The 21,162-nt window shown below is 68.2% G+C and carries 20 protein-coding genes; 5 read left to right on the forward strand and 15 right to left on the reverse strand.

The features are described 5' to 3' along the window. The first annotated feature begins 16 nt into the window (after window positions 1-16). Window positions 17-1,441 carry an alkaline phosphatase PhoX gene (locus ABL308_12580; protein ID XBQ15779.1) on the forward strand — a complete coding sequence of 475 codons (1,425 nt, stop codon included), beginning with the start codon at window positions 17-19 and terminating at the stop codon, window positions 1,439-1,441. Window positions 1,442-1,524: 83 nt separating this feature from the next. Next, complete coding sequence (locus ABL308_12585; protein XBQ15780.1) at window positions 1,525-2,421, forward strand: hypothetical protein; 897 nt, start codon at window positions 1,525-1,527, stop codon at window positions 2,419-2,421. Here ABL308_12585 and ABL308_12590 read toward each other — a convergent pair. Further along, complete coding sequence (locus ABL308_12590; protein XBQ15781.1) at window positions 2,337-3,479, reverse strand: COX15/CtaA family protein; 1,143 nt, start codon at window positions 3,477-3,479, stop codon at window positions 2,337-2,339. The two genes, ABL308_12585 and ABL308_12590, sit on opposite strands and share 85 nt — an antisense overlap. A 158-nt stretch (window positions 3,480-3,637) precedes the next feature. On the opposite strand from ABL308_12590, the gene ABL308_12595 reads away from it, so the two are divergent. The 3 genes from ABL308_12595 to ABL308_12605 are packed head-to-tail and all read left to right on the forward strand — an operon-like array spanning window position 3,638 to window position 6,521. Then, on the forward strand, window positions 3,638-4,816 hold the full coding sequence (locus ABL308_12595; GenBank protein XBQ15782.1) for an acyl-CoA dehydrogenase family protein: 1,179 nt from the start codon (window positions 3,638-3,640) through the stop codon (window positions 4,814-4,816). 25 nt (window positions 4,817-4,841) lie between these two features. Next, window positions 4,842-5,966, forward strand: coding sequence for an acyl-CoA dehydrogenase (locus ABL308_12600; protein XBQ15783.1), 1,125 nt, complete (start codon window positions 4,842-4,844; stop codon window positions 5,964-5,966). Window positions 5,967-6,005: 39 nt separating this feature from the next. Beyond that, window positions 6,006-6,521 carry a paraquat-inducible protein A gene (locus ABL308_12605; GenBank protein ID XBQ15784.1) on the forward strand — a complete coding sequence of 172 codons (516 nt, stop codon included), beginning with the start codon at window positions 6,006-6,008 and terminating at the stop codon, window positions 6,519-6,521. A gap of 489 nt (window positions 6,522-7,010) precedes the next feature. Here the strand turns inward: ABL308_12605 and ABL308_12610 are convergent, their stop codons facing one another. From ABL308_12610 to ABL308_12675, 14 genes are all read right to left on the reverse strand, one after another. After that, window positions 7,011-7,742 (reverse strand): hypothetical protein, encoded by a 732-nt coding sequence (locus ABL308_12610; protein ID XBQ15785.1) that lies wholly within the window; start codon window positions 7,740-7,742, stop codon window positions 7,011-7,013. A 243-nt stretch (window positions 7,743-7,985) separates the two neighbouring features. Continuing rightward, window positions 7,986-8,255 carry a hypothetical protein gene (locus ABL308_12615; protein ID XBQ15786.1) on the reverse strand — a complete coding sequence of 90 codons (270 nt, stop codon included), beginning with the start codon at window positions 8,253-8,255 and terminating at the stop codon, window positions 7,986-7,988. A gap of 1 nt (window position 8,256) precedes the next feature. Further along, a complete protein-coding gene (locus ABL308_12620; GenBank protein XBQ15787.1) occupies window positions 8,257-8,553 on the reverse strand; it encodes a hypothetical protein in 297 nt (98 codons plus the stop codon). Continuing rightward, window positions 8,550-9,008: a hypothetical protein gene (locus ABL308_12625; GenBank protein XBQ15788.1), complete on the reverse strand. Its 459-nt coding sequence runs from the start codon at window positions 9,006-9,008 to the stop codon at window positions 8,550-8,552. Before ABL308_12625 ends, ABL308_12620 begins: the two co-directional genes overlap by 4 nt. Further along, on the reverse strand, window positions 9,005-9,256 hold the full coding sequence (locus ABL308_12630; protein ID XBQ15789.1) for a hypothetical protein: 252 nt from the start codon (window positions 9,254-9,256) through the stop codon (window positions 9,005-9,007). Before ABL308_12630 ends, ABL308_12625 begins: the two co-directional genes overlap by 4 nt. Before the next feature lie 9 nt (window positions 9,257-9,265). Further along, a complete protein-coding gene (locus ABL308_12635) occupies window positions 9,266-9,865 on the reverse strand; it encodes a TIGR02594 family protein (protein ID XBQ15790.1) in 600 nt (199 codons plus the stop codon). 1 nt (window position 9,866) lies between these two features. Then, entirely contained in the window at window positions 9,867-10,358 is a 492-nt protein-coding gene (locus ABL308_12640; protein XBQ15791.1) for a hypothetical protein, read from the reverse strand. 80 nt (window positions 10,359-10,438) lie between these two features. Further along, the gene (locus tag ABL308_12645; protein ID XBQ15792.1) at window positions 10,439-10,762 is read right to left on the reverse strand and encodes a hypothetical protein; all 324 of its coding nucleotides are present in this window, start codon (window positions 10,760-10,762) and stop codon (window positions 10,439-10,441) included. Between the two features lie 8 nt (window positions 10,763-10,770). Beyond that, entirely contained in the window at window positions 10,771-12,858 is a 2,088-nt protein-coding gene (locus tag ABL308_12650) for a hypothetical protein (protein ID XBQ15793.1), read from the reverse strand. A gap of 9 nt (window positions 12,859-12,867) precedes the next feature. Next, window positions 12,868-17,289, reverse strand: coding sequence for a hypothetical protein (locus tag ABL308_12655; protein ID XBQ15794.1), 4,422 nt, complete (start codon window positions 17,287-17,289; stop codon window positions 12,868-12,870). After that, the gene (locus ABL308_12660; protein ID XBQ15795.1) at window positions 17,282-17,737 is read right to left on the reverse strand and encodes a hypothetical protein; all 456 of its coding nucleotides are present in this window, start codon (window positions 17,735-17,737) and stop codon (window positions 17,282-17,284) included. The genes ABL308_12655 and ABL308_12660 overlap by 8 nt, the downstream gene beginning before the upstream one ends. 6 nt (window positions 17,738-17,743) lie before the next feature. Beyond that, on the reverse strand, window positions 17,744-18,370 hold the full coding sequence (locus tag ABL308_12665; GenBank protein ID XBQ15796.1) for a hypothetical protein: 627 nt from the start codon (window positions 18,368-18,370) through the stop codon (window positions 17,744-17,746). Then, window positions 18,370-18,951 (reverse strand): hypothetical protein, encoded by a 582-nt coding sequence (locus ABL308_12670; GenBank protein ID XBQ15797.1) that lies wholly within the window; start codon window positions 18,949-18,951, stop codon window positions 18,370-18,372. Before ABL308_12670 ends, ABL308_12665 begins: the two co-directional genes overlap by 1 nt. Window positions 18,952-18,955: 4 nt before the next feature. Further along, window positions 18,956-21,160 (reverse strand): hypothetical protein, encoded by a 2,205-nt coding sequence (locus ABL308_12675; protein XBQ15798.1) that lies wholly within the window; start codon window positions 21,158-21,160, stop codon window positions 18,956-18,958. Window positions 21,161-21,162: the final 2 nt, after the last annotated feature.

Below are 21,162 nucleotides of genomic sequence, written 5' to 3' on the forward strand. Positions count from 1 at the left end.
TGCCTGGAGCCCCGCCATGACGCTGGATCGACGCAAGTTTCTGAGCCGCGCCGCGGCGACCTCGCTCGCCTTCGCCGGATTGCCGACGCTGAGCGCCTGCGCGGCGCGCCGACCGGAAGGCTATCAGAACGAGGTTCAGGGCTTCGGCCCCCTCCGCAGCGATCCGCGCGGCCTGTTCGACCTGCCCGCCGGGTTCGATTATGTCACGCTGTCTGAAACCGGCGACCCGATGGACGACGGCCTTCTGGTGCCGGGCGATCATGACGGCATGGCCGCCTTCGCCGGCCCGGACGGGCTGGTGACGCTCGTGCGCAATCACGAACTCCGGCCCCACGAGACGGAACTCTCCGCCTTCGGAGAGAACGCCGAGCGCCTGGGCCGCATCGATATTTCGCGGCTCTACGACTTCACGCCCGGCGGCGCGCCGCATCTAGGCGGCACGACCACGCTGCATGTCGACCCTCAGACCCGCCGTGTGGTGCGGCAGTTCCTGTCGATCGCCGGGACGGAAAACAATTGTGCAGGCGGGCCGACGCCCTGGGGCTCGTGGATCACCTGCGAGGAAACGCTCAGCCGGGCGGGCGAGACCGGCCGGCTCGACCACGGCTACGCGTTCGAGGTGGACGCCGCCGCGACCGGGCTCGTCGATCCGGTGCCTCTGCGCGGGCTGGGACGGTTCAAGCACGAAGCCTGCGCCGTCGATCCGGCGACCGGGATCGTCTACCAGACCGAAGACGACCGGCCGAGCCTGATCACGCGCTTTCTGCCCGACCGTCCCGGCGAACTTTGGCGCGGGGGACGCCTGCAGGCGCTCGCGATCGCGGGACGGCACGGCGCGAATACGTACAATTGGGGCGACGCCGACCGGATCGAGGTCGGCCGCCCCCTCCAAGCGGCCTGGATCGATCTCCGGGCGATCCACAATCCGGACAACGACCTCGCGCCGCGCGCGGTCGCAGCCGGCGCCGCAGCGTTCACGCGCGGCGAAGGCATGTGGTTCGGCGAGGGCGAGGTGTTCTGGTGCTGCACCGACGGCGGACCGGAACAAATCGGCCAGATCTGGCGCTACAGACCGTCGAGGTTCGAAGGCTACGCCCAGGAGCGCGAGGAGCCCGGAGAGCTGACCTTGCTCTTTGAATCGACCTCGGCCGCGGTGATGGAGAAATGCGACAACATCACTGTGGCGCCCTGGGGCGATCTCGTCGTCGTGGAAGACGGCGACGGCGAGCAATACATCAGGGGTGTGACGCCAGAAGGCCGGGTCTATACGATCGGCCGTAACGCCAGCCCGGACAGTTCGGGCGAATACAGCGAGATCACCGGACCATGCTTCTCACCCGACGGAACGATCCTCTTCTTCAACGTCCAGAACGGACCGGGACGCACCTTCGCCGTGCGCGGGCCCTGGGCGTCGCGGTCGGACTCGCCGCTGCAGGCCTGACCGCCTGTGGTGCGCCTGAAGACGCCGACGCGCCGCGCACCGACACGCAAGCCCAAAGCGACGTCGAGCGCCGCAGCGCGGTGGTGACCAGCGTTTTCGAGCCCAGCGACCCCGTTCGCGGCCTCACCTTCCTGCCCAGCGGCGAGACGCCCTGGACCGGGCTGGTCGCCGCGGCGCTGAGCGATGGCGGGTTCGATATCTTCTCCGTCGAGGGCGAGGCGATCGCGTCCGCGCCCGGCCCGGTTCTGAACGGCCTCGCCGCGGCGCCGGACTTTCCGCTGCGCGGCGAGCAGTTCCCGCTACTGTTCGGCGCCGACACCAATGGCGCGCTGCGCGGCTTCGCCGTCATCCAGCAGGCCGGAGAGGTTGTCGAGCTGCCGCTCGAAGGCGACGAGGCGATCGAAAGCGCGGCCGGCGTGTGCCGGTACAGCGCCGGGATCGGCTATGTCGAAATCGCGGTCCTGGCGGAAGACGCCGAAGCGGTCGTATTCCGCATTCGCGACACCGGCGGTGACGGTCTCACGCTAGCTGAAACGGCGCGCATCGCCCTGCCCTTCGCTGCGAAAACCTGCGCGGCGGCCGGCGATGATCTCATCGTCGGCGATCCTAACGCCGGCCTCGCCCGTGTGGACATGTCCGGCGAAACGCGCGCCTTCCGCGCCGGCGTGTCGGTCAGCGACGTCGCCTATTCCGAGCTGCTGGGCCGGCCGAGCGTGCTCGCCGCCTCGGCAGAGACCGGCGTGCTGACCGTTTTCGACGCGACGACGCTGGAGACCGCGACCGAGATCGTGTTCGAAGAGGGGCTCAACGCACCCGCGATCGCTCAGCCGGTCGCGCTCGCGCTCACCGGTCAGAGCTATGGCGGCATGGCGTTTTCGTCTGGTCTGGTGGCCGTCTATGACCGCTCGGACTCGCGCATCAAGCTGGTCGCCCGCGAGGTCGTCTCCCGGGCGGTGGTTTCCGGCGGCGAGACCGGCTGAGCCTGAGGCAGGGCCCGCGCCGCAGTCCAGGCCGCCATCCCCGCGGTCAGGAAGAGCGCGATCGCGCCGCCCTGGTGGGCGAGCGAGAGCGACAGCGGCGCGGCCATGACCAGCGTGGCGATCCCCAGAACGATCTGCACCGCCAGCACGCCCGGAAGAACGAGCGCGAAGTTGCGCAGGACCTTGTCGCCGCTCCTGTGAAAAGCCCAGGCCAGCACCCCGCCGGCGACCGCCAGCGCATAGGCGAACCAGCGATGCTGAAACTGCACCGCCGGACGGCTCTCGAAGATCGCCTGGAAGAACGGCATTCCCGAGAGGTAGTCCTGCGGGAACAGCCGGCCGTGAAAGCCCGGCCATGTGGTGTGAATGCGGCCTGCGTCGAGACCGGCGACGAACGCGCCGAGCACCACCTGCAGCAGGATCGCCGCCCAGAACGCCGCCGCCCATGGGAAATAGCGTGTCCGCTGCGTGACGCGCGTTTCGCCGTAACGCAATTCGAGCGCTGTCCAGAGCGTGAGCCCGAGGATCACGAACGCCATGGCGAGATGGGTGGCGAGCCGGTACTGGCTCACGTCCAGCCGCTCGCTGAGCCCTGAGGACACCATCCACCAGCCGATCGCGCCCTGAAGCCCGCCGAGCGCGAACAGCACCCAGAGCCGGGGCCGCAGCCGCTTCGGCGCGCGCCCGCTCCACAGGAAGAAGACGAAGGGGATGAAATAGACGAGGCCGAGCGTGCGGCCGAGCTGGCGATGGCCCCATTCCCACCAGTAGATGAACTGGAACTCGGCCATGGACATGCCGCGGTTCTGGATCTGGTATTCCGGGATCTGGCGGTATTTCTCGAGCTCGGCTTCCCAGCCCGCCTCGGTCAGCGGCGGGATCGCGCCGGTTACGGGCCGCCATTCAACGATGGACAGGCCCGAATCAGTCAGCCGCGTCGCGCCGCCCACCAGGATCATGGCGCAGACGAAGGCGGCCACGACGACCAGCCACCAGAACATGGCGCGGTCGGTCTCCGGCGCTGAGAACGGCTTTGGAAGAGCGGTCGCGGCGCGCATGCTCGGCGTCTCCGTTGTGGTGATGTTGCGCGGTACTTATCGGCTCGGGCGCGGCGGGCAAGAGCGACGTGCGCTTTCGCCGCAACTCGCAGGCCGGGACTGGTCAGCGCCGCATGCGGCGCTTACCCTTTACGTAAACGTCAGGGAGGAGATGCGCCATGTCGCTCGACACGTTCCGCAAGGAAACCCGCGCCTGGCTCGAGGCCAATTGCCCCGAGGCCATGCGCAAGCCGATCCGCTCGGAAGCCGACATCTGCTGGGGCGGCAAGAACTGGACCTTCGCAAGCCAGGATCAGAAAGTCTGGTTCGAGCGCATGGTGGAGAAGGGCTGGACCGTGCCGACCTGGCCGACCGAATACGGCGGCGGCGGGCTCTCCAAGGAAGAGGCCTTCGTCCTCAAGGAGGAAATGAAGGCGATCGGCGCGCGTAGCCCGCTCGACAGCTTCGGCATCTGGATGCTCGGCCCGGCGCTTCTGAAATACGGGACGCACGAACAGAAGCTCGAGCATCTCCCCCCGATCGCGCGTGGCGAGATTCGCTGGTGTCAGGGCTATTCCGAGCCCGGCGCGGGCTCCGACTTGGTCTCCCTGCGCACCAAGGGCGAACTCAAGGGCGACCGCTACATCGTCAACGGCCAGAAGGTCTGGACGAGCTATGCGGACAAGTCCGACTGGATCTTCGCGCTCGTGCGCACCGAGCCTGACGCGCCGAAATACTCCGGCATCTCCTTCCTTCTGATCGACATGGATCAGAAGGGCGTCTCCACCAAGCCGATCAAGCTCATTAGCGGAAAGTCGCCCTTCTGCGAGACCTTCTTCGACGACGCCGAGGCGCTGACCAAGAACCGCCTCGGAGAGGCCGGTCAGGGCTGGGAGATCGCCAAATACCTGCTCAGCCACGAGCGCGCCGGCATCGTTTCCGAAGCCGCGTTCGGCGGGCTGAACCCGGTCACTGCCGCTCACCAGTCGGGCGAAGTCGAGGAGGACGGGCGGCTGTCCGACCCGATCCTGCGCGGCGACGTCGCGCGCCTGACCATCGACGGTCTGGCGTTCGACGCGACCATGCGCCGGGTGAAGGAAGAGGCCGACCACGGCGAAGGCGTCGGCGCGCGCGCCTCGATGCTGAAATATATCGGCACCGAGCTGAACAAGCGCCGCAACGAGCTGAACATGAGCGCGCTGGGCTATGACGGCCTGCTCTGGGAAGGCGAAAAGGAAAGCGACGGCGACCCGGCGCGGTCCTGGCTGCGCAGCCGCGCAAACTCCATCGAGGGCGGGACCAGCGAGATCCAGCTCAACATCGTCGCCAAGCGCGTGCTCGACCTTCCGAGCGCCTGATCATTTAAGACCGGAGATTTGATCGATGAGCTTCGTTCTCACCGAAGACGAACAGATGCTGCGCGATTCCGCGCGCGGGTTCCTGGCCGAGGCTTCGCCAGTATCCGCCCTGCGCAAGCTGCGCGACGCGAAGGACCCGGTCGGGTTTTCCCGTGAGCTCTGGGGCCAGATGGCCGAGATGGGCTGGACCGGCGTGCTCGTATCCGAAGACCATGGCGGGGTCGACATGGGCTATTCCGCCGCCGGCGTCATCCTGGAGGAGATCGGCCGCACGCTGACCGCCTCGCCCTATCTGTCCACCGCCGTGCTCGGGGCCACCGCATTCAATCTCGCCGGAACCGAGAGCCAGAAATCGGCCTGGCTGCCGAAAATCGCGGCCGGCGAGACCGTCATCGCCTTCGCCATCGACGAAAAAGCCCGCCACGCGCCCGAAAAGATCGACACGCGCGCGGTCGCCGACGGCAACGGGTTCCGGCTCAGCGGCAAGAAACGCTATGTCGTCAATGCGATGGGCGCAGACGTTCTGATCGTCGCCGCGCGCACCGAGGACGACAGGATCAACCTGTTCCTCGTCGATCCCGAAGCCGAGGGCGTCGAGCGCACGGCGCGCCGCACGGTGGACAGCCACGTCCCCGCCGACATCGTCTTCGACGACGTCAAGCTGACCGGCGAGGCGATCCTCTCAGGCGCGGAAGATCCCGAAGCGGCCTACCGCCTGCTGCTGGACGCCGGACGCGCCTGCCAGGCCGCCGAGCTTTACGGCGCGGCGCTTCAGGCCTTTGACGTGACGCTCGACTACATCAAGGGCCGCGAGCAGTTTGGTGTGTCCATCGCGACGTTCCAGGGGCTGCAGCACCGCGCCGCCCATCTTTATGGCGAGCTTGAACTGACCCAGTCGCTGGTGCGACGGGCGCTCACCACGCTCGACACCCAGCCCAGCCAGGCCCCGCTCTGGTGCGCGGCGGCGAAAGCCAAGGCCACCCAGGTCGCGCGCCTGTCCGCCGCCGAAGGCATCCAGATGCATGGCGGGGTCGGGATGACCGACGAGTACGATATCGGGCTGTACTACAAGCGCGCCCAGGCCGCCGGGGAGTATCTCGGCGACGACGCGTTCGGCGCGGGCGAGGTCGCCCGGCTGAGCGGCTATTAAGAGCGAGACACAAGCGGCGGGATCGGCGAGACTGGCCAGATGGCGCTCACCGATCCCCTGCCCGCTTCCGCCGAAAGCGGCGCACGCCCCGGCCCGGCCGGCGGGGCTCTGGCGCGCGTGCTCCTGATCCTCAGCGTGCCCTTCCTGGCGCTCGGGCTCTGGCTTCCGGTCATGGAGACCCGGCAGCTCTGGGTGTTCAGGACGGAGTACTCGCTGCTTCAGTCCGTGCAGGCGCTTTACGAGGAGGGCGAGCTCGGGCTCGCCGCGCTCGTCTTCATCTTCTCGATCGTGACGCCGCTACTCAAATGCGTCGGGCTCACCGCACTGCATCTGCGTCCGAGTGGTTCAGGCGTGACCGGTTTCGCCAAATTCATGGACTGGGTCGGCCGCTGGTCGCTCACCGATGTTCTCGTAGTCGCGATCCTGATCGTCGTCTGGTCGAGCGCCGGGGCGCTGAACGCGGCGAGCCTGCCGGGCCTGTGGTTCTTCGCAGCGAGCGCTGCAGGCCTGATGATCGCAGCCGGGCTCATCGTGAGCGACCTCAGGGGCCGCTGAGAGCTGGCTCGGTTTTTTAGCTTGCTAAGGCCCTATTTCCTATCCGGTAATATCCTTAATCCGCACCGGCGCCCGGATCGGCCGGGCCCTCGGAGAAAGGAGTACGCGATGCTTCGTCTCTTGAACGTCCTGTTCTGCGCCAGCCTTGTCGCCTTCGGGCTCCTCACCGCGCAGGCACTCGCTGAGCAGCCACAAACTGTGCAGGCCGCCCAACCGGCACGCGCCCCTGTCGTCCACGAAGTCAGCTTCGAAGCGCCCCGAGCGATCTCCTGCGCCGAACCGTCGAACGCCGGCGTGGCGGCCCCTTCATGCAGCCCGACCGGAACGGCTTATTGCCCGGCGACGCTCGAATGGCGCACCCCCGGTCGCAGCCTCGTGCAGCAGTGCGAGGCGCGGTGCACGCTCATACGCCCGGCCCAGTCCATATCCGGGCCGTCAGGACCGGTTCGCTGCAGCTGCACGGTCGATATGTCGAATTGCAGCTGACGCTCACCGGCCCCTGACGAACGGCGCCGTGCACCGCCTGCTGGTGCGCGGCGTTCCGAACGAAGCGGTTTCAAGCGTCAGCGTGGCGCCGTCTTCGCTCAGGACCACCGTGCCGTTCTTTATGTCGCCGGGGATCTGATTGCCGCTTTCCGGTTCGAGCGTGAGCGCGCCCGAAGCCGGGTCGTACGTGTACCGGCCCCAGTAATCCTTGTAGGTCTCGAACGGGGTCCAGGTGACGGAAAACTCGCCGTCGCCTTCGAAGATGAGTTCGCGAATCGGTTCGGCGCCCTGCGCGGCGCAGGCGCTGTCCTCCTGCCGCCAGCGGCCGGTCAGCGGAGCGGCCGCGGCGTCATAGACATTGACATGCGCCCTCACCGAGCCTGCGCGTGCATAGGTCGCCTCGATCCTGACCGGGCCAGTCGGAGCGTTGTCGTCGATCGTGACGACCAGCCCGCCGAGTTCGTCGCGGCCGAGCGAGGCTGCGCCCTTCGGGCTGAGGCTCGCGCCGGTGACGCACGCAGGCGGCAGCGCCTCCATCATGCCCGGGCGTTCGGTGTAGTACGGCGTCAGGGTGACCGCCTCGCCGGGCTGCAGCGCCGGTGTCTCCCACCAGAAGACGATGTTCGTCGCGGGCCGGTCCGGGCAATCGGCGGTCGAAAAGTCCGCGCTGCCGCCGGTCAGGGCGCAGCCTGAAAGCCCGATGGCCGCCGCACCGATGATGAGAGCGTTCTTCAATTCCGCCTCCCCAAGCAAGCTCAAGCCGAGCATGGACCGCCTGCGGTTCGCAGGCCAGTGCGGATACCTATATTCAGAAAAGAGAAATGGTCGGAGCGGCCGGATTCGAACCGGCGACCCCTGGTCCCCCAGGCCGGGGGCGCATGAAGTAAATCAACATCTTGGCTGTAAACCGGCCCAAATCGGCCCCTTTAACTTCCAATACCTTACGCCCACGCTGTAAACCAGGCGAACGGCGTTCGCCTAGCTTTCGGCCAGCTTGCGCAGGGCGTCCGCGTCGAGCGTCGAGCCGTCTTCGAACTCGATTTTCGCGACCCGCTTCAGCTCGCCGTCGACGGACAGGCAGACGCGCGGCCTGATCATCGCGCGGACCTTGACCAGATCGAGCGCGATCTCGGCTTCGACCGCGGCGCCCTTGACATAGCTCAGCGACAATACGGCGACACCGAAAGGAAAAGGCGCGCCGGCGTCGGTCTCGAACGCCGGCTTCCCGTTTTCGATCACGACGCGCATGTCACACCTCCGCACAGGCCGCGATCACCGGCTCGATTTCTTCGAGCCGGGCGATGCGCTCGGCCAGGGCGCGGAAGGCGAGCTCGCCCTTCAGCGGGCCGGCGGCGGCGAGAATGTCCGCGACGCCGATCCGGTACTCAGGCGGGCTGCGCAGCTCCGGCCGGTCGGGAACGCAGGACACCGGGACCGGTGTCAGCACCTCGACGGTGCGCACGGCCTCGGGTTTCGGGGTTGCACCGCACCCGCCCGTGGCGAGCGCCAGCGCAATAACGCAGAGCGCGGCGAGGAAGCGGGTCATGGGCGGGTCTCCATCGCGGCGAGCAGCAGCCGCGCCTCGGCGTCGATCCGGGCGGCGGCGGCGTCATAGGCGGCGCACCTGGCCGCCTCTGTCTGAGGCGAACCGGCCGGGCCGGCCGGTTCGACGCGCGCGGCGATCGCGCGGCCCGTGTCGATCACCGGTCCGGCCGCGTCGATCCCGGCCGCCGCGCGCTCGGTCGCGGCCCGCCCGCGCGCCTGCAGGTCCAGGACCGCGCCGTTCTGGATTTCGACGGCGGCCGCGAGCGTGTCGGCGCGCAGCTCCGCCGCGGTCAGCAGCGCGACGAGCCCGGTCTCGGGATCGCCGATGCGCGCTTCGAGCCGGTCGATCGTGCGGGCCTGCAGGGCGATCACCGTCAGCGCGGCGGTGACGGCCGCCAGCGCCGCCCCGCCGGCGATTTTCAGCGCCAGCGGGCTTGCGATGAGCGCGCGGATCATGACCGCACCCGATCGCGAAGGCGCACCAGCCCGGCGATGCAGACCAGCAAGGCGGCGAACAGGTTCGCGGCGACCGCACAGACGCCGGCTGCGATGAACGGGTCCGGGGCTGCGCCGAGCACCAGGCGCATGACCGGCGCGGCCAGTGCGCTGAAGACGTAGCCGCACGCCGCGCCGAAGATTGCGAGCACGAGACAGGTCACGAGCACTGCGCCGGTCCGGCGCAGCGTGATTTTCAGAGTATGCATGACGGCCTCCTAGGCTTCGTTTGTGGAAAGCCCGGCGCCGCCGGGCTCGATCAGGGCGGGCTCGCCCCAGCCCGGATGGCCACCGGGTTTCACCGGCGCGCGGCGCGCGGCGAGCAGGCGGTCTCGGGCGATGCGCGTGATCGTGACGGCGTCGGACTGGTTGCCGCCGAGCACGTGGAAAGCCTCGGCGTCCTCGCCCGCGTAGAGCCCCACGTGCCCGGCCGTGCCGTGACGCTTGCCCCGCCAGAACACCAGCACGTCGCCGACCGCCGGCGCATCGACCGGATCGCCGAACCCCGTCCATTCGCGCGCGCGGAGGAATTTCGCCGGAACGGCGCACCCGGCGCGGTGCGCGCAGATCGCCGCGAACAACCCGCACCACGGCACGGCGTCGTCGGTGAACACGTCGCCCGCCCATGCCGGAACCGCGTTGGCGAGCACCAGCTCGGCGAGCCATCCGTCGATCACCGGATTGCTGGCCGGCCCCGGCGTCTCGACCGTGCCGTAGAGCGCGAGCGCCTCGAGCAGGATCGGCGGGCCGGGGTGACGGGCGAGGAAGGCGTAGGCGGGCGGGAGCGCGGCTTCGAGCGCGCGATCATGGACGGGCATGTCAGCCCCCCGCCCCGCCGCCTGGGGGCTCGGGCGGCTTCGGCTTCGGCTTCCACCGCCATCGCTCGGGCAGGCGGTTGTTGATCCACAGCCACGCCGCCGCCGGGTTGTCCTCGATCCACTTCGTGCCGGCGCGCAGCAGGATGACCAGCGGGAGCAGGGTCATCATCGTGAGGAACCCGACCGCCATCCGGGCGCTTGGCGGCGTGCCGGGCCAGGCGGCGAGCGCCCAGTCCGAGATCGGCCAGACGAAGGGGAGCGCCGCGAAGAAGCTCGCCAGCGCGTAGAACAGCCGCTCCCACCAGAGCAGCTTTCGCCGCAGCCAGAAGAGCAGGCAGAACCCGCACCCCATGCCGGCCAGCGGCAACAGGATATGGCTTTGCGCGATGAACACGCCGAGCGAGGCGACGCCCGCCGCCCCGGCGCTGACATGGGCGATGACGGCGCCCGGCGCGTCGGACGCGCCCGGCGGTATGCGGTGAACTGGCGACACGAAAAGCCTTTCCCTTCAGGCATGAAAAAGCCCGGCGCGGCGGCCGGGCGGATCGTCGTCGGCGGGTGTAAGGGCGTGCGCTACGCGAACACCCGGCGCGGCGCGGTCGGCTGCACGATCACCTCGGCCGGCACGTTCGGCGTATACGCCCCGATCAGCCGCAGGTTCGCGTGGAAGCCCTCATCGACCACGGGAGGCGTCAGAACCGTCTCGCCGTCTTCGTCTAGGACCGCATCGGTCACGGTGATCGGGCCGATCAGGTCGAGGGCGTAGAGGCCGGGCTCGGATGTTTTCCAGTCGCCCGCGCTCGGGCCGTCCGGCACGTCCGCATCGTGGACCGCCCACGGGAGTGCGGCTTTGAGGGCGGCTTCATCGGCGGCGCGGAGGTAGAGATCGGTGAACATGACGGCTCCTAGTTTCCTACGAGGGTTTCGAGTTCGGCGTTGGAGATACGGCGGGAGGCGTAGCGGATGCGGGAGATGTAGCCGTTCATAGAGTTCGACCCGCCCGGCCTCGCCCCGATCGTCAGCGCGTAATTTCCGGTCGGTATCGCGCCAGACGTATCGAGCGTCTGCGCCTGCCCTCTGATCGACAGCGCAAAGTCGTTCGTCGCCCAGCCCGCCGCGATCCGGCTCGCGGCGCCGGGCGACAGCGCCGCACCGGTCATCGTCGCAGAGACCCCCCCGCCGGCCAGGATGAATGCGCGCTGAGACGCCGAGCTTTCGCCGAGATAAATACGGTTCGCACTCGACCCGGCCTCGAGCTGGGCGTAACAGCCCTCGCCCGGCGCGGCCGTCAGCGCGTCGACGAAAAGGGTTCCCGGCCCGGAATTGTTGACCCAGGCGCCCCCGGCGAGGCTGAGCAGATCGGCCGCCCTCGTGGCCGCCGCCAGCGCGCCTTCCGGCGGGAGGATCGGGGACGTGGGGTAGGCTTTCTGTTCGAGCTGAGGGGCGTAGATACGGAGGGTGAAGCTGGTCGCGCCGGACAGGCTGGGGAACGTGAGCGACGCCTGAGCGCGCGCCACCGTGCCGCCTCCGGCAAGGGTGCGGGTAAACGCGAAGCGCCTATGCGAGCCGTCGATCGCCAAGGCGGCGCTTGACGCGCTGGCGACATTCGAACCGCCGCTGTCGTTCTCGCGGATGGTCAGCTCCGCGGCCCCGCTAATCGCGCCGGAGACAAGGCGGGCGCCCGTCGAAGCCGTCCACGCCTGCCCGTTGGACGCCACAATCTGCGCAGCCGCTTCAAAGTCGATCCGCGCACCACCGCTGGCAGTTCCCGAAGCGGTCACATCGACGTACGGCCAGCCGTTCTCGTAGCCGCGCGCAAACGTCCACGCCAGCCCGCCGCTTGCACCTACCGCCCAATGCGTCGGAGCCGTCGATCCGCTCGCCCCCTGTCCGTGGGGGTTGCGAATGTGGTTCGTCGTACCCTCCTCGGTGAGCAGGCCGCGCCCGGTGATCGCCGGGGCGTTCGGACGGAACTCCCGGTATGCCCTCACCGCGCCGCCGCTGGTGAAGTCCCACTCCCCGGCGTTGCTCTTGCGGCTCGCGCGGGAAACCGTGGTCAGGCTGGTGACGGTCTCGGCGGCTCGGGTTGCGGCGGCGGGAGCGCCGACCGGCGGAAGCACGGGGGAAGACGGCGCGGAGCCCAGTTCGAGTTGCGGAACGAATACGTCGAGCGTGAGGTCGATCGCGCCGGACCCGTCCCAATCGACGACCAGGCCCGACCGGACGCGGGCCACCGTGCCGCCGCCCGCCAGCGTGCGGGTGAGAAAGAACCGGCGGTGATTGCCGTCGAGATCGGACAGTGCCCTGTCGCCTGTCGCGACACTGACCCCGGCGGACGTATTCTCCTGAATACGCAGATTGACCGCCGTGACGTTGCTCATATCGCCCGCGACACGCGCCGCGCCGACCGAGGCCGTCCACGCCTGCCCGTTGCTCGCGGTGATCTGGTTAGCCGCTTCAAACCAGATGATCGGATCGCCGGTCGGCGTGCCGGAAAACCGCAGCCTTACGCGCGCCCAGCCGTTCGCATAGGCTTCGACCGCTTCGACCGTGATCGTCGCGCCCTGCGCATCCGCCGCCCAATGCGTCGGGAGCTCGCCGGACGCGGCCAGAGATCCGACCGTCAGCCCCTCCCCGCGCGGATTGCGAAGCGAGTTCGTCGCCGCGCTCGTCTCTTTCAGAAGCCCCGCGATCCGGTTCCACCGAACGCTGTTCGGCCCCATCTCCGTCAGCGCGCCGCAGAGGGCGCCGTTCAAGAAATCCCACTCCGGGTTCGTTGCGCCGCTCGCCCGCGCGCAGACCGTATCGAGCAAGGCGAAATTGCGCTGATACTGCGGGCCGTCCGCCTGCTCAACGTAGGCCGCCTCCCCAACCTCGCGGAAGTCCAGATGCAGGGACGGATCGAAGCCGTCAGAATTGACGACCTGTTCGATCAGGGACGCCGAGCCGATGTACTCGCCCTGAATGCCTTTTTTGAGATCGAGGGTTTTCATCGCGGGCTCCTAGAAGGTGGCGGTCTGGTTGACGACGGGCGTGACGGCGATACGCGATCCGCTGTCGAACTTGGCGGTTACGGCGTTTGGCGATGCTGATTGTCGCCGCGCGCTCAGCACGACATAGCCGTCAGGGAAGCGGGTCGAGACGAGGCCAAGCCTATCGACGGCCGCCTCGAACTCTTGCAGCTCGGTTGACCAGAGATCGTCGCTGTCGCGGTTGATCTGGATGCGCTCCTCGACCAGCGGAATGTCGGTTGCGAGGAACGTATGCTGAGAGCCCGGAGAGGTGGCGAAGGTGGACGGCATGAAGTCAAGCCGCACGTCGAAATAGCCGAAGCCCACGCCGGAGCCTGCAAGGTTGCCCGGCGGGCTTTTCAGAGCAAGCGCGGTCTTGGAAAACGCCAGCGCGTTGATCGCCTGAATGTCGCTGAGTGCGAGCCGAGCCAGGACTAGATAGTTCGTGCCGCTGTAGCCGGTCACGTCATACCCGACGCCTCCGGTCGCGGTCGTTTGCGTCGGGTACTGCGCGCCGTATTCGCCGATCGCAAACCTTGCGTTCGCGCGGGTGGCTGTATCCTCGGTGATCGTGGGCGGGCCAGACCACAGGCTCATCCCGTCCGCCAGCGGGCCGATGATCGTGCGCGTGGTCGGGGTCGCGTCGCCGTCATCAATGTGGATCGGCGAGGCGAAGAATACGAGATTGCCAGACACCGAAAAGGGCACGATGTCTTCGCTTGATCCGATGATCTTGAAGTCGCCGGCTTGGGCGCGAACCGTGCCGACCTCTACCGTCGGCATCCGCACCACGCCGCCCGACACCGTGAACGGCGCAACGTCGCTCGACCCGTCGAAGATTGTGAACACGTCGGCGAGGAAGGACAGGCTCGACGTAGTGCCGTCGTTGAGGAACTGAAGGCCAGAAATCTTGCCGTCTACGTTCAGCGTCACGCCGTAGGCGGCGGCGAGATTGCCCTCAATATCAGCGATGGCGCTGGCGTTGGTAGAGACGTTCGCGCTCACCCCATCGATATTGGCTTGCAGGGTGGTGTCGGCCGATGCGCGCGCACTGCTTTCGTTTGATATTGCGCTGGCGTTGGTCGTGATGTCGGCTTCGGCGGTATCCACGCGCGCGGTCAGGGCGGTCAGCGCAGACGCTTCAGCCTTGTCGTTTTCAAGATCGACCAGCGTGCTTTCAGCCGTCGTGACCCGCGCCTCAAGCCCGTCCGCCTCAGCGCTCAGATCCGCGATGCGCTTGGCTTCAATCTTGAGCCCGTCGGCGACAACGCTCACGCCCTGGACGGATTGAGCCGCCCCAGCCGCAATTTCGGCCAGCGCGCGCGTAAGCCGATCAGCCTGAGCCCGGTCGGCTTCCGCCGTCGCGGTCTCAAGGGTCTGGATCAAAGCGGCGTTCGTCTGAATGTCGCTCTGCGCAGTGTCGATCTCGCCTTCATTCACCGTGACGCGCGCTTCCAGCGTGGTCAGGGCGGACGCTTCAGCTTTCGTGCTGTCGAGATCAGCGACCGCGCTTTCATTCGCCGCGACACGGGCGAACAGAGCGCCGGCGCTGTCGTCGGTTCCGACTTGCGCTTCCAGCGTGTCGATCCGCGCAGCCTCGGCGGTCAAATCGGACGCATCGGCCTTCGTCGTTTCGAGCGTGCTGATATTGGCCTCAGCCGCCCCGGTGCGCACGCCGAGATCAGAAACCCGCTTGGCCTCGATTTTAAGATCATCAGCGACGACGCTGACGCCCTGCACCGCAAAGGCTTGGCCCGCCGCGATCTCCGCCAGCGCGCGCGTCAGACGGTCGGCCTGCGCTCGGTCGGCTTCGGCGGTAGCCTGATCCAGAGCCTCGACGCTCGCAATCGTCGTGGTGATGTTGCTCGCGTTGGCGTCCGCTTCGCCCTCAACCGTCGTGACGCGGGCTTCCAGCGTGGTGAGCGCCGAGGCCTCGGCCTTGCCGGTTTCGAGATCGGAGATCGAGCTTTCCGCCGTCGCCACGCGCCCGAACAGCGCGCCGCCGCCGTCATCGGACCCGACGAGGGTTTCAAGCGCGGAGAGGTCGCTCGCCTCGGCCTTATCGGCTTCAAGGCTGACGACCTGACCCTCAAGGGTCGCGGCCCGGCTGAACAGCGCGCCCTGCCCGTCATCGGTGCCGACGAGCGCCTCAAGCGCCGTCAGCGCAGACGCCTCGGCCTTGTCGTTTTCAAGATCGACCGTCGCGGACAGGGCCTGTGTAGCGGTCGCCTCGATCCCGTCAGCGCGCACTGTGAGCGCCGTGATCTCGGTCTGCCTCAGCAGGTCCGCGTCCGCAGCAGCCCCAGCCCCGGACTTGATCTCGACAAGCTGCGCCGCGACCTCGGCGAACAGCCGATTTGAGCGGTCCCGGCCTTCGCTAAGGTCGGTCTTCGCGCCGGCCAGCGCTTCGGTCAGATCGGCCGCCGAGCTGTCGAGCGCAGCCGCCGCGCTGTCGAGCTCCGCGCGCACCGCGTCGAGATCGGTGTTGACCTCCGCCGCCGTCCTGTCGCCCAGCTGCGTCGCATCAAGCGCGCCGGTCGTCACCTCGCCCAGGTTCGCGACGGGGCTCAGCACGCCGAATTGCGAGACATAGCCCGCGCCGATCTCGTAAGCGGTCGCCGGCTCGAGCCCGCCGATCTGATACTCGGTCGCCGCCGCGTCGAGCTGGGCGACCGGACGCCAGCCCGCCTGCGGGTCTTCCCAGGGATTGCCGAGATCGTCGTTCGGCGGCCGGATATAGATGATTTGGCCGGGGTTCGGCGTCGACGGCGGATCGATCCTGACCCGGAAACCGGGGTTTTTCGACGGCGGAACGTCGACCGTGTAGTCGCCGCCGTCCGGCGGGTCGACGTCGGTCAGGTCCGGCGCGCTGAGCGCGGGCGGCGTCGGCGCCGTCTGGGTCCGGCCGAGCGCAAAATCATGCTTGCCCTCGGTTTCGCTGATAAACGAAATCCGCACCACGTTTTCGGCGAGATCGAAGGCCCGGCCGACGCACAGGCACTCGACGCCATTTAGAAGCAACCCCGGCGCGTTGATCGTGAACACGTCGCCGGGCTCGATCTGCGCACCCCAGGGCTTCAGCGCGACCGCCCCCGCGATCGTCTCCCGGCTGTCTGCGATCGCATAGGCGGCGAGCTGGGCGGGCTGGTCCTTGTTCGCCCCGCTCGCTTTCACCGCAACGTAAGGAAAATCAAGCCCCCGCTCGCGCCGCCCGCCATCTGCGGTCACATACGCCGCGACCGTCACCGCATCCTGCGCGACCATCTCCCATTGATGGCTTTCCATGACGCAGCGCGGAACGACCGTGTTCGTCGCGGTCAGCCGGTCGGCGGCCGTCGCAAGCTCGAACGGGCCGGCCGTGTCTTCGGCCGACAGCGTCACGACCGAGGTTTTCGGCGCGCGCGCAATCACCGAAATCCGGCCCTTGCTGCGCGAATAGCGCGCACCGCCCGCCTGCATAAGACCGAGCAGGACTTGATGTTTGTCGTCGGCCGACGTCGCGTTCGCCGAGACCGTCCAGCCGTTCTGATCGCAGACGTTCGCCCATTCGATGAAAGCGGGAAGGTCGACTCCCTCGACCGGCGCGCCGAGCCCGCCGACGACCACGCCGTTTTCGCGAAGCCCCAGAACCCAGTTCACCGCCGCGATCGATGGATTTTCCGAGTATTCATACGTCGACGGGTCGGCCAGCCGGTGCGATCCCGACCCGCCCGCCACCGTGCTGTCCTTCCTCGGATCGTAAAGCTTGATCCCCCGCATTTTGAACAGCGGTCTCGGCTCTCCGGTCGGGTAGGTCTTTTGCTTGCTGTCTTGGCGCAGCGTCAGAAGCGCGTGCGCCTTGCCCGAAATCCGGTACGACGCCCCCCAGTTCGACATAGGGTTGCCGGCGAGCTGCGCCGCGTCGACTTCCTGGACCAGAGCGGCGGTCTGGGGCTGGTCGCCGCGCGCGGTCTGAAGGTGCATGTTCTGGGCGAAATTGCCGCCGTTCGTCGCAAGCCCGTCCAGGTTAAACTGCACCGCAACGTCGTCGGCGTAAAACTGGTCGAAACTTTCGATCGGACCGGCGCCGGAATAGACCGTGACGAAGCTTTGAAACCGGTTGTCCTTGCCCCAGGCGTCGCGGTGCACGATGACCCCTGCGGTCGCGCGCTCGCCCATGACGAAGGGAATTCCCGCGTTGGGATCGGCGCGCCAGTCGGTCGGTCTGCCCTCTATGTCAAGCTTGGGCGCCAGCAGGAACGAGGCCGCCGCCGAAGCGGCCGCCATAAGGACATAGGGCGTGACCTTGAACACAGCGGCGGCGATCGCGCCCTGGACGGCGAAGCTGGCGCCCACCGCCGCAGCGACGGCCGCCGCCGTGTTCGCCGCAGCGACCGCGATCGCGGTGACGGTTGCGGAAATCGGGTCAGCCATGATCGACCCTCCAGGCGGCCAGGCAACAGCTCAGATCGGGCGCGACGACGCGGAACACCCCGTGACCGTCAAGGCCGATCACGCGCCGCGCGCCGGCGGTGTGAACCACCATGAGCGAAGCCCCGAACGGATCGCCGTCGGGCGTCGGCATGGCGATCAGATCGCCCGGCCAGGCCGAGGCCGGCGCGATGCGCGCCAGGCCCAGCGCGTCGACAGCCGCGCAAAGATCGGAAAACCCCGACGCGGCGAGCGCCTTCATCGCCCCGACCCTGGTCCGGTATTGCACGCCCTTCAGAAGCGGGATCGCGACGCCTTGCTTGCGAAGCGCCAGCGCGGCCAGCCGCACGCAATCGGCCTTTCCGAAGCTGAGCGCACGTTCGTCGAATTTCTTCAGACATGCGGAAACCGCCCGCTGGCGCGCCGCCGCAGGATGAACGCCCTTTTTCATGATCGCCTAGCTCAGAAACAGATCGAGACCCGCGCTCACCGCCCCGCCGGGCGTTGTGATCGCACCGGCGGGATCGTTGGCCCGCCAGAAGCCTTTCTTGTTGTAACGCGTGACGTTGTTCAGCCCGTCTTCGTTCACCGCGCCCCAGACCGATTTGTGGTGCGCGGCGGTCAGCCGGCTTTGACTGTCGTCGAGCAGCTGGAATTGCTCTTCGCTATAGGTCGAGAACTGCAGCCCCCGCACGCCCGGCGCGACCGCCAGCGTCGGCACGTTCAGACGCCCCCGCGCGACCAGTTCGGGCGCGCCGATCACCGCCCCGGTGTCCGGTGCGACAAGCCCCCAATGGATCTCGAACGCCGCGCCCTGACCGCCCGCCAGCTCGGCGAGCCCGGCGTCGGTAAAGGGTGCGAAGGTCAGGGACGGCGTGACCGCGCTGTCGACCTCGCCTTCCTCGACCTCGCCGATCTCCGAAAGCACCCCGATCGCGGCGTCTTCGGGATGATAGGTGTGCCCCCCGAACGTGACGGTCCCGCCGCTGGTCAGCCTGACCGTCCGCTCTGCCAGATCGAGCGAAATCGCGATGAAGGCGTGCGGGTTCGCCTCTTTCCAGGCGGCGACGACGACGGCGTCCATCAGCCACGCTCCTCGATCGTGAAGGTCCGCCCCGCCGAGCGGTGCAGATATTCGAACTTGAGCGGCGCCGCCGTGACATAGCCCTCGACCTTGGGGCTCGCGATCTCGACGACCGCGTCGTCAGGCGGCGGAACCCGGATCAAGGGCCTCACGGGAAGCGTGATCAGCCCGCCCGCGTCTGCGGTCCGCGCGGCGCGGACCGTGTAGCAATAGCGCCGCCCCGAAATGATGACCGAGACAAAGGCGCCTTTATTGACGACATAGCCCGGCGTCACCCCGTCCAGATCGAGCGCGTTCCCGCCCTGCCCGGCACCGGCGACGCGCGGCGCGCCTTCGTTCGCCGCCTGCAGATCGCCCTGATCGATCGGCCAGACCAGCGTCTCGGTCTCTTCGTCGAGATCGGACCAGTCGAGCGCTTCGGCCTGGTCGAGCAGGGTCAGCGCCACGTCGAACGCAAAATGCCGGCCCAGCCGCGCCGACCGGCTGAGATTGGTTCCGTACGCAGACCGGTTTTCGGTCGGCTGGGGGACCAGGCGGAACGCCCAGTCCTTGACGCCGCCGCTGGGAAGCATGATCGCCACGGCCCTACCTCAGCTTTTTCTGCAGCCGCTCGCGCATCCGGGCGAGCTGAAGGCGGGCGTCTTCGCGCGCCTCGGCGGCGTGTGCGCGCGAGCGTTGATCCATGCTTTCGATCAGCTCTTCGGTCATGACCGCCCCTTCGGCGTGAAGATGGAAATACTGAGGCGCGAACATGACGATCCCGCCGCCCGCCGACGCGCCGCCGCCGCCGGAAAAGGCCCGCCCCGCCGGTCCGGTCGGTCGCACCTCGACCTCTTCGCCGGGCGTCCCCCAGAAGCTGACGAGCTGACTGTCGACACCGCCCGCCCCGGCGACCGTGAACCGCCCGCCCCGCTGGAATTTCTTGCCGGGCTTGCCCGCCGAGGACGCACCCCCGGTCACCGCCGCAAGCCCGATATCGAACAGGGCGTTCAGCCCCCGCCGCAGCGGATCGGTGACCAGCCGCTCGATCGCCAGGCGCTGAAACTCCATGGCGATCGAGCGGATGATCGAGGTCGCCGCCTCGCCGAAGGATTTGAACCCGCTCAGCGCATCAAGCAGCTCGCGATCAATCGATCGCAGGCCGCCTTCAAGCACGTCCCTGAGATCGTCTTTCAGCCCCCGGACCGGCTCACGCAAAAGCTCGATCTGGGCGCGCGCCGCATCGGCCGCCGCCGGATCGATCAGGCCCGCCTGGGTCAGCCGCCGTAGCTCGGCGAACGCCGTTCGCGTGTCATCGGCGGCGCTGGCCATTTGCACAAGCGCGGCGACCCGCGCGCGGATGGCCGTGTCCGCCCCGCCGGCGTCGGCGAAGAACCCGCCGCGTTCAAGATCGCCGATCCGGGCGATCTCCGCCTGAAACACTTCGACTTCGGTGCGCGTCGCCTCAAACAGGGCGCGCGCTTCCCCGCGCAGGCCCTCGCGATGCGCTTTCAGCGTCTCGCGGGCGTTCGTCAGCATGTCGCCGAACGGATCGCCTTCACCGAACAGGTCACGACCGCCGGAGCGCCCGACCCCGTCGCCGTCCTCGCCGTCCGCCGGCGCGCCGGCGCCGCGCCGGCTGGCAAGCTCGGCTTCGATCTCGGCGGCCTCTTCGGCGGCCTGGCGCACGCGCTGCGCTTCCTCGCGCAGCCGCGCAGCCGCTTCGAGATACGCGTCGGGAAGGTGCTCCGCGTTACGGAGCATTTCAGTTATTTGGCGGTGGAGCGCACCGCCGTCGCTTGCCCCAACCGCCCGCGCGACCAGCCGCTGTTCCGCAGTCAACAAGGTGCCACGGTCGCGCGCGCCGGTCGCGCGCAGCGTGTACATCTGCGCGGCTTCTTCCAAGGTGCGCGCCGAAGCCTCCGGATCGCGCGCAGCGAGCCCGCGTCCCATGTTCATCGAGCGCGAAACAGCCGCAGCCGCACGCAACGCACCTAGCCGCAAATCCTGCCAGGCCCTCGCCGCGTCGAGCACGTCGTCAGTGTGCTCGGTGATCGCAACCGTCCAGCGCTGTCTTACCTGGCGCTGAATGCGGTCCATGGCGTCGTTAAAGCGCTCGGCGGCCTCGGCGTTGTCGGTGCCGAGCACGATGCCCAGCCGCTGGGCCTCTTCACGATATCGCGCGATCCCCTGCCGGCCCTCGGCGAAGGTGTTCGTCAGCTGGGTGCCGGTCCGGCCGAACGCCGCGCGCGCCAGCGCGACGCGCTGGGTCACGTCGGTTTCCCGCGAAATCGCATCGGCCAGCACGTTCACCGCCTCGGCCTGGTCTTCGGTCCCGGCCAGAGTGCGCGCCAGATCGCGATCATACTCGCGCAGGAAGGTCAGAAGCGGCCCCGTGCCGACGCGCAGCTGGCCGAGATTGTAGGCGAGCGTTCCGAGCGCGCGGTCGAACCCGTCGAGCGCGCCGGTCTGACTGGCCTGATACTGCAGCGCGCTGATCTGTTCGACCGTGAACCCTGTCGAGCGCGCGAGCTTGGCCGCCGCATCGGCCGCTTCGAGCGACTGTTGCGTCATGACTCCGAAACCGCCGATCCCGACCGCCGCAGTCAGAGCCCCGCGCATGCTCAGCGCCTGGCGCGCGATCCCGCCCATATTGCGCTTCACGCTTGCAAAACCGCGATCGATGGCGCCGAGCGATCGGTTCATCCGCGCCGAGTTCGAGCGCAGCGCGTTGGTCGCCTGGGACATGTCGCGATTGAACGCCGCCGAATTCGCGCTCAGATCGGCGACAAGGCTTCCGATGATCGCCATGG

The organism is Oceanicaulis sp. (assembly GCA_040112665.1).
In the GTDB taxonomy this organism is placed as follows: domain Bacteria; phylum Pseudomonadota; class Alphaproteobacteria; order Caulobacterales; family Maricaulaceae; genus Oceanicaulis.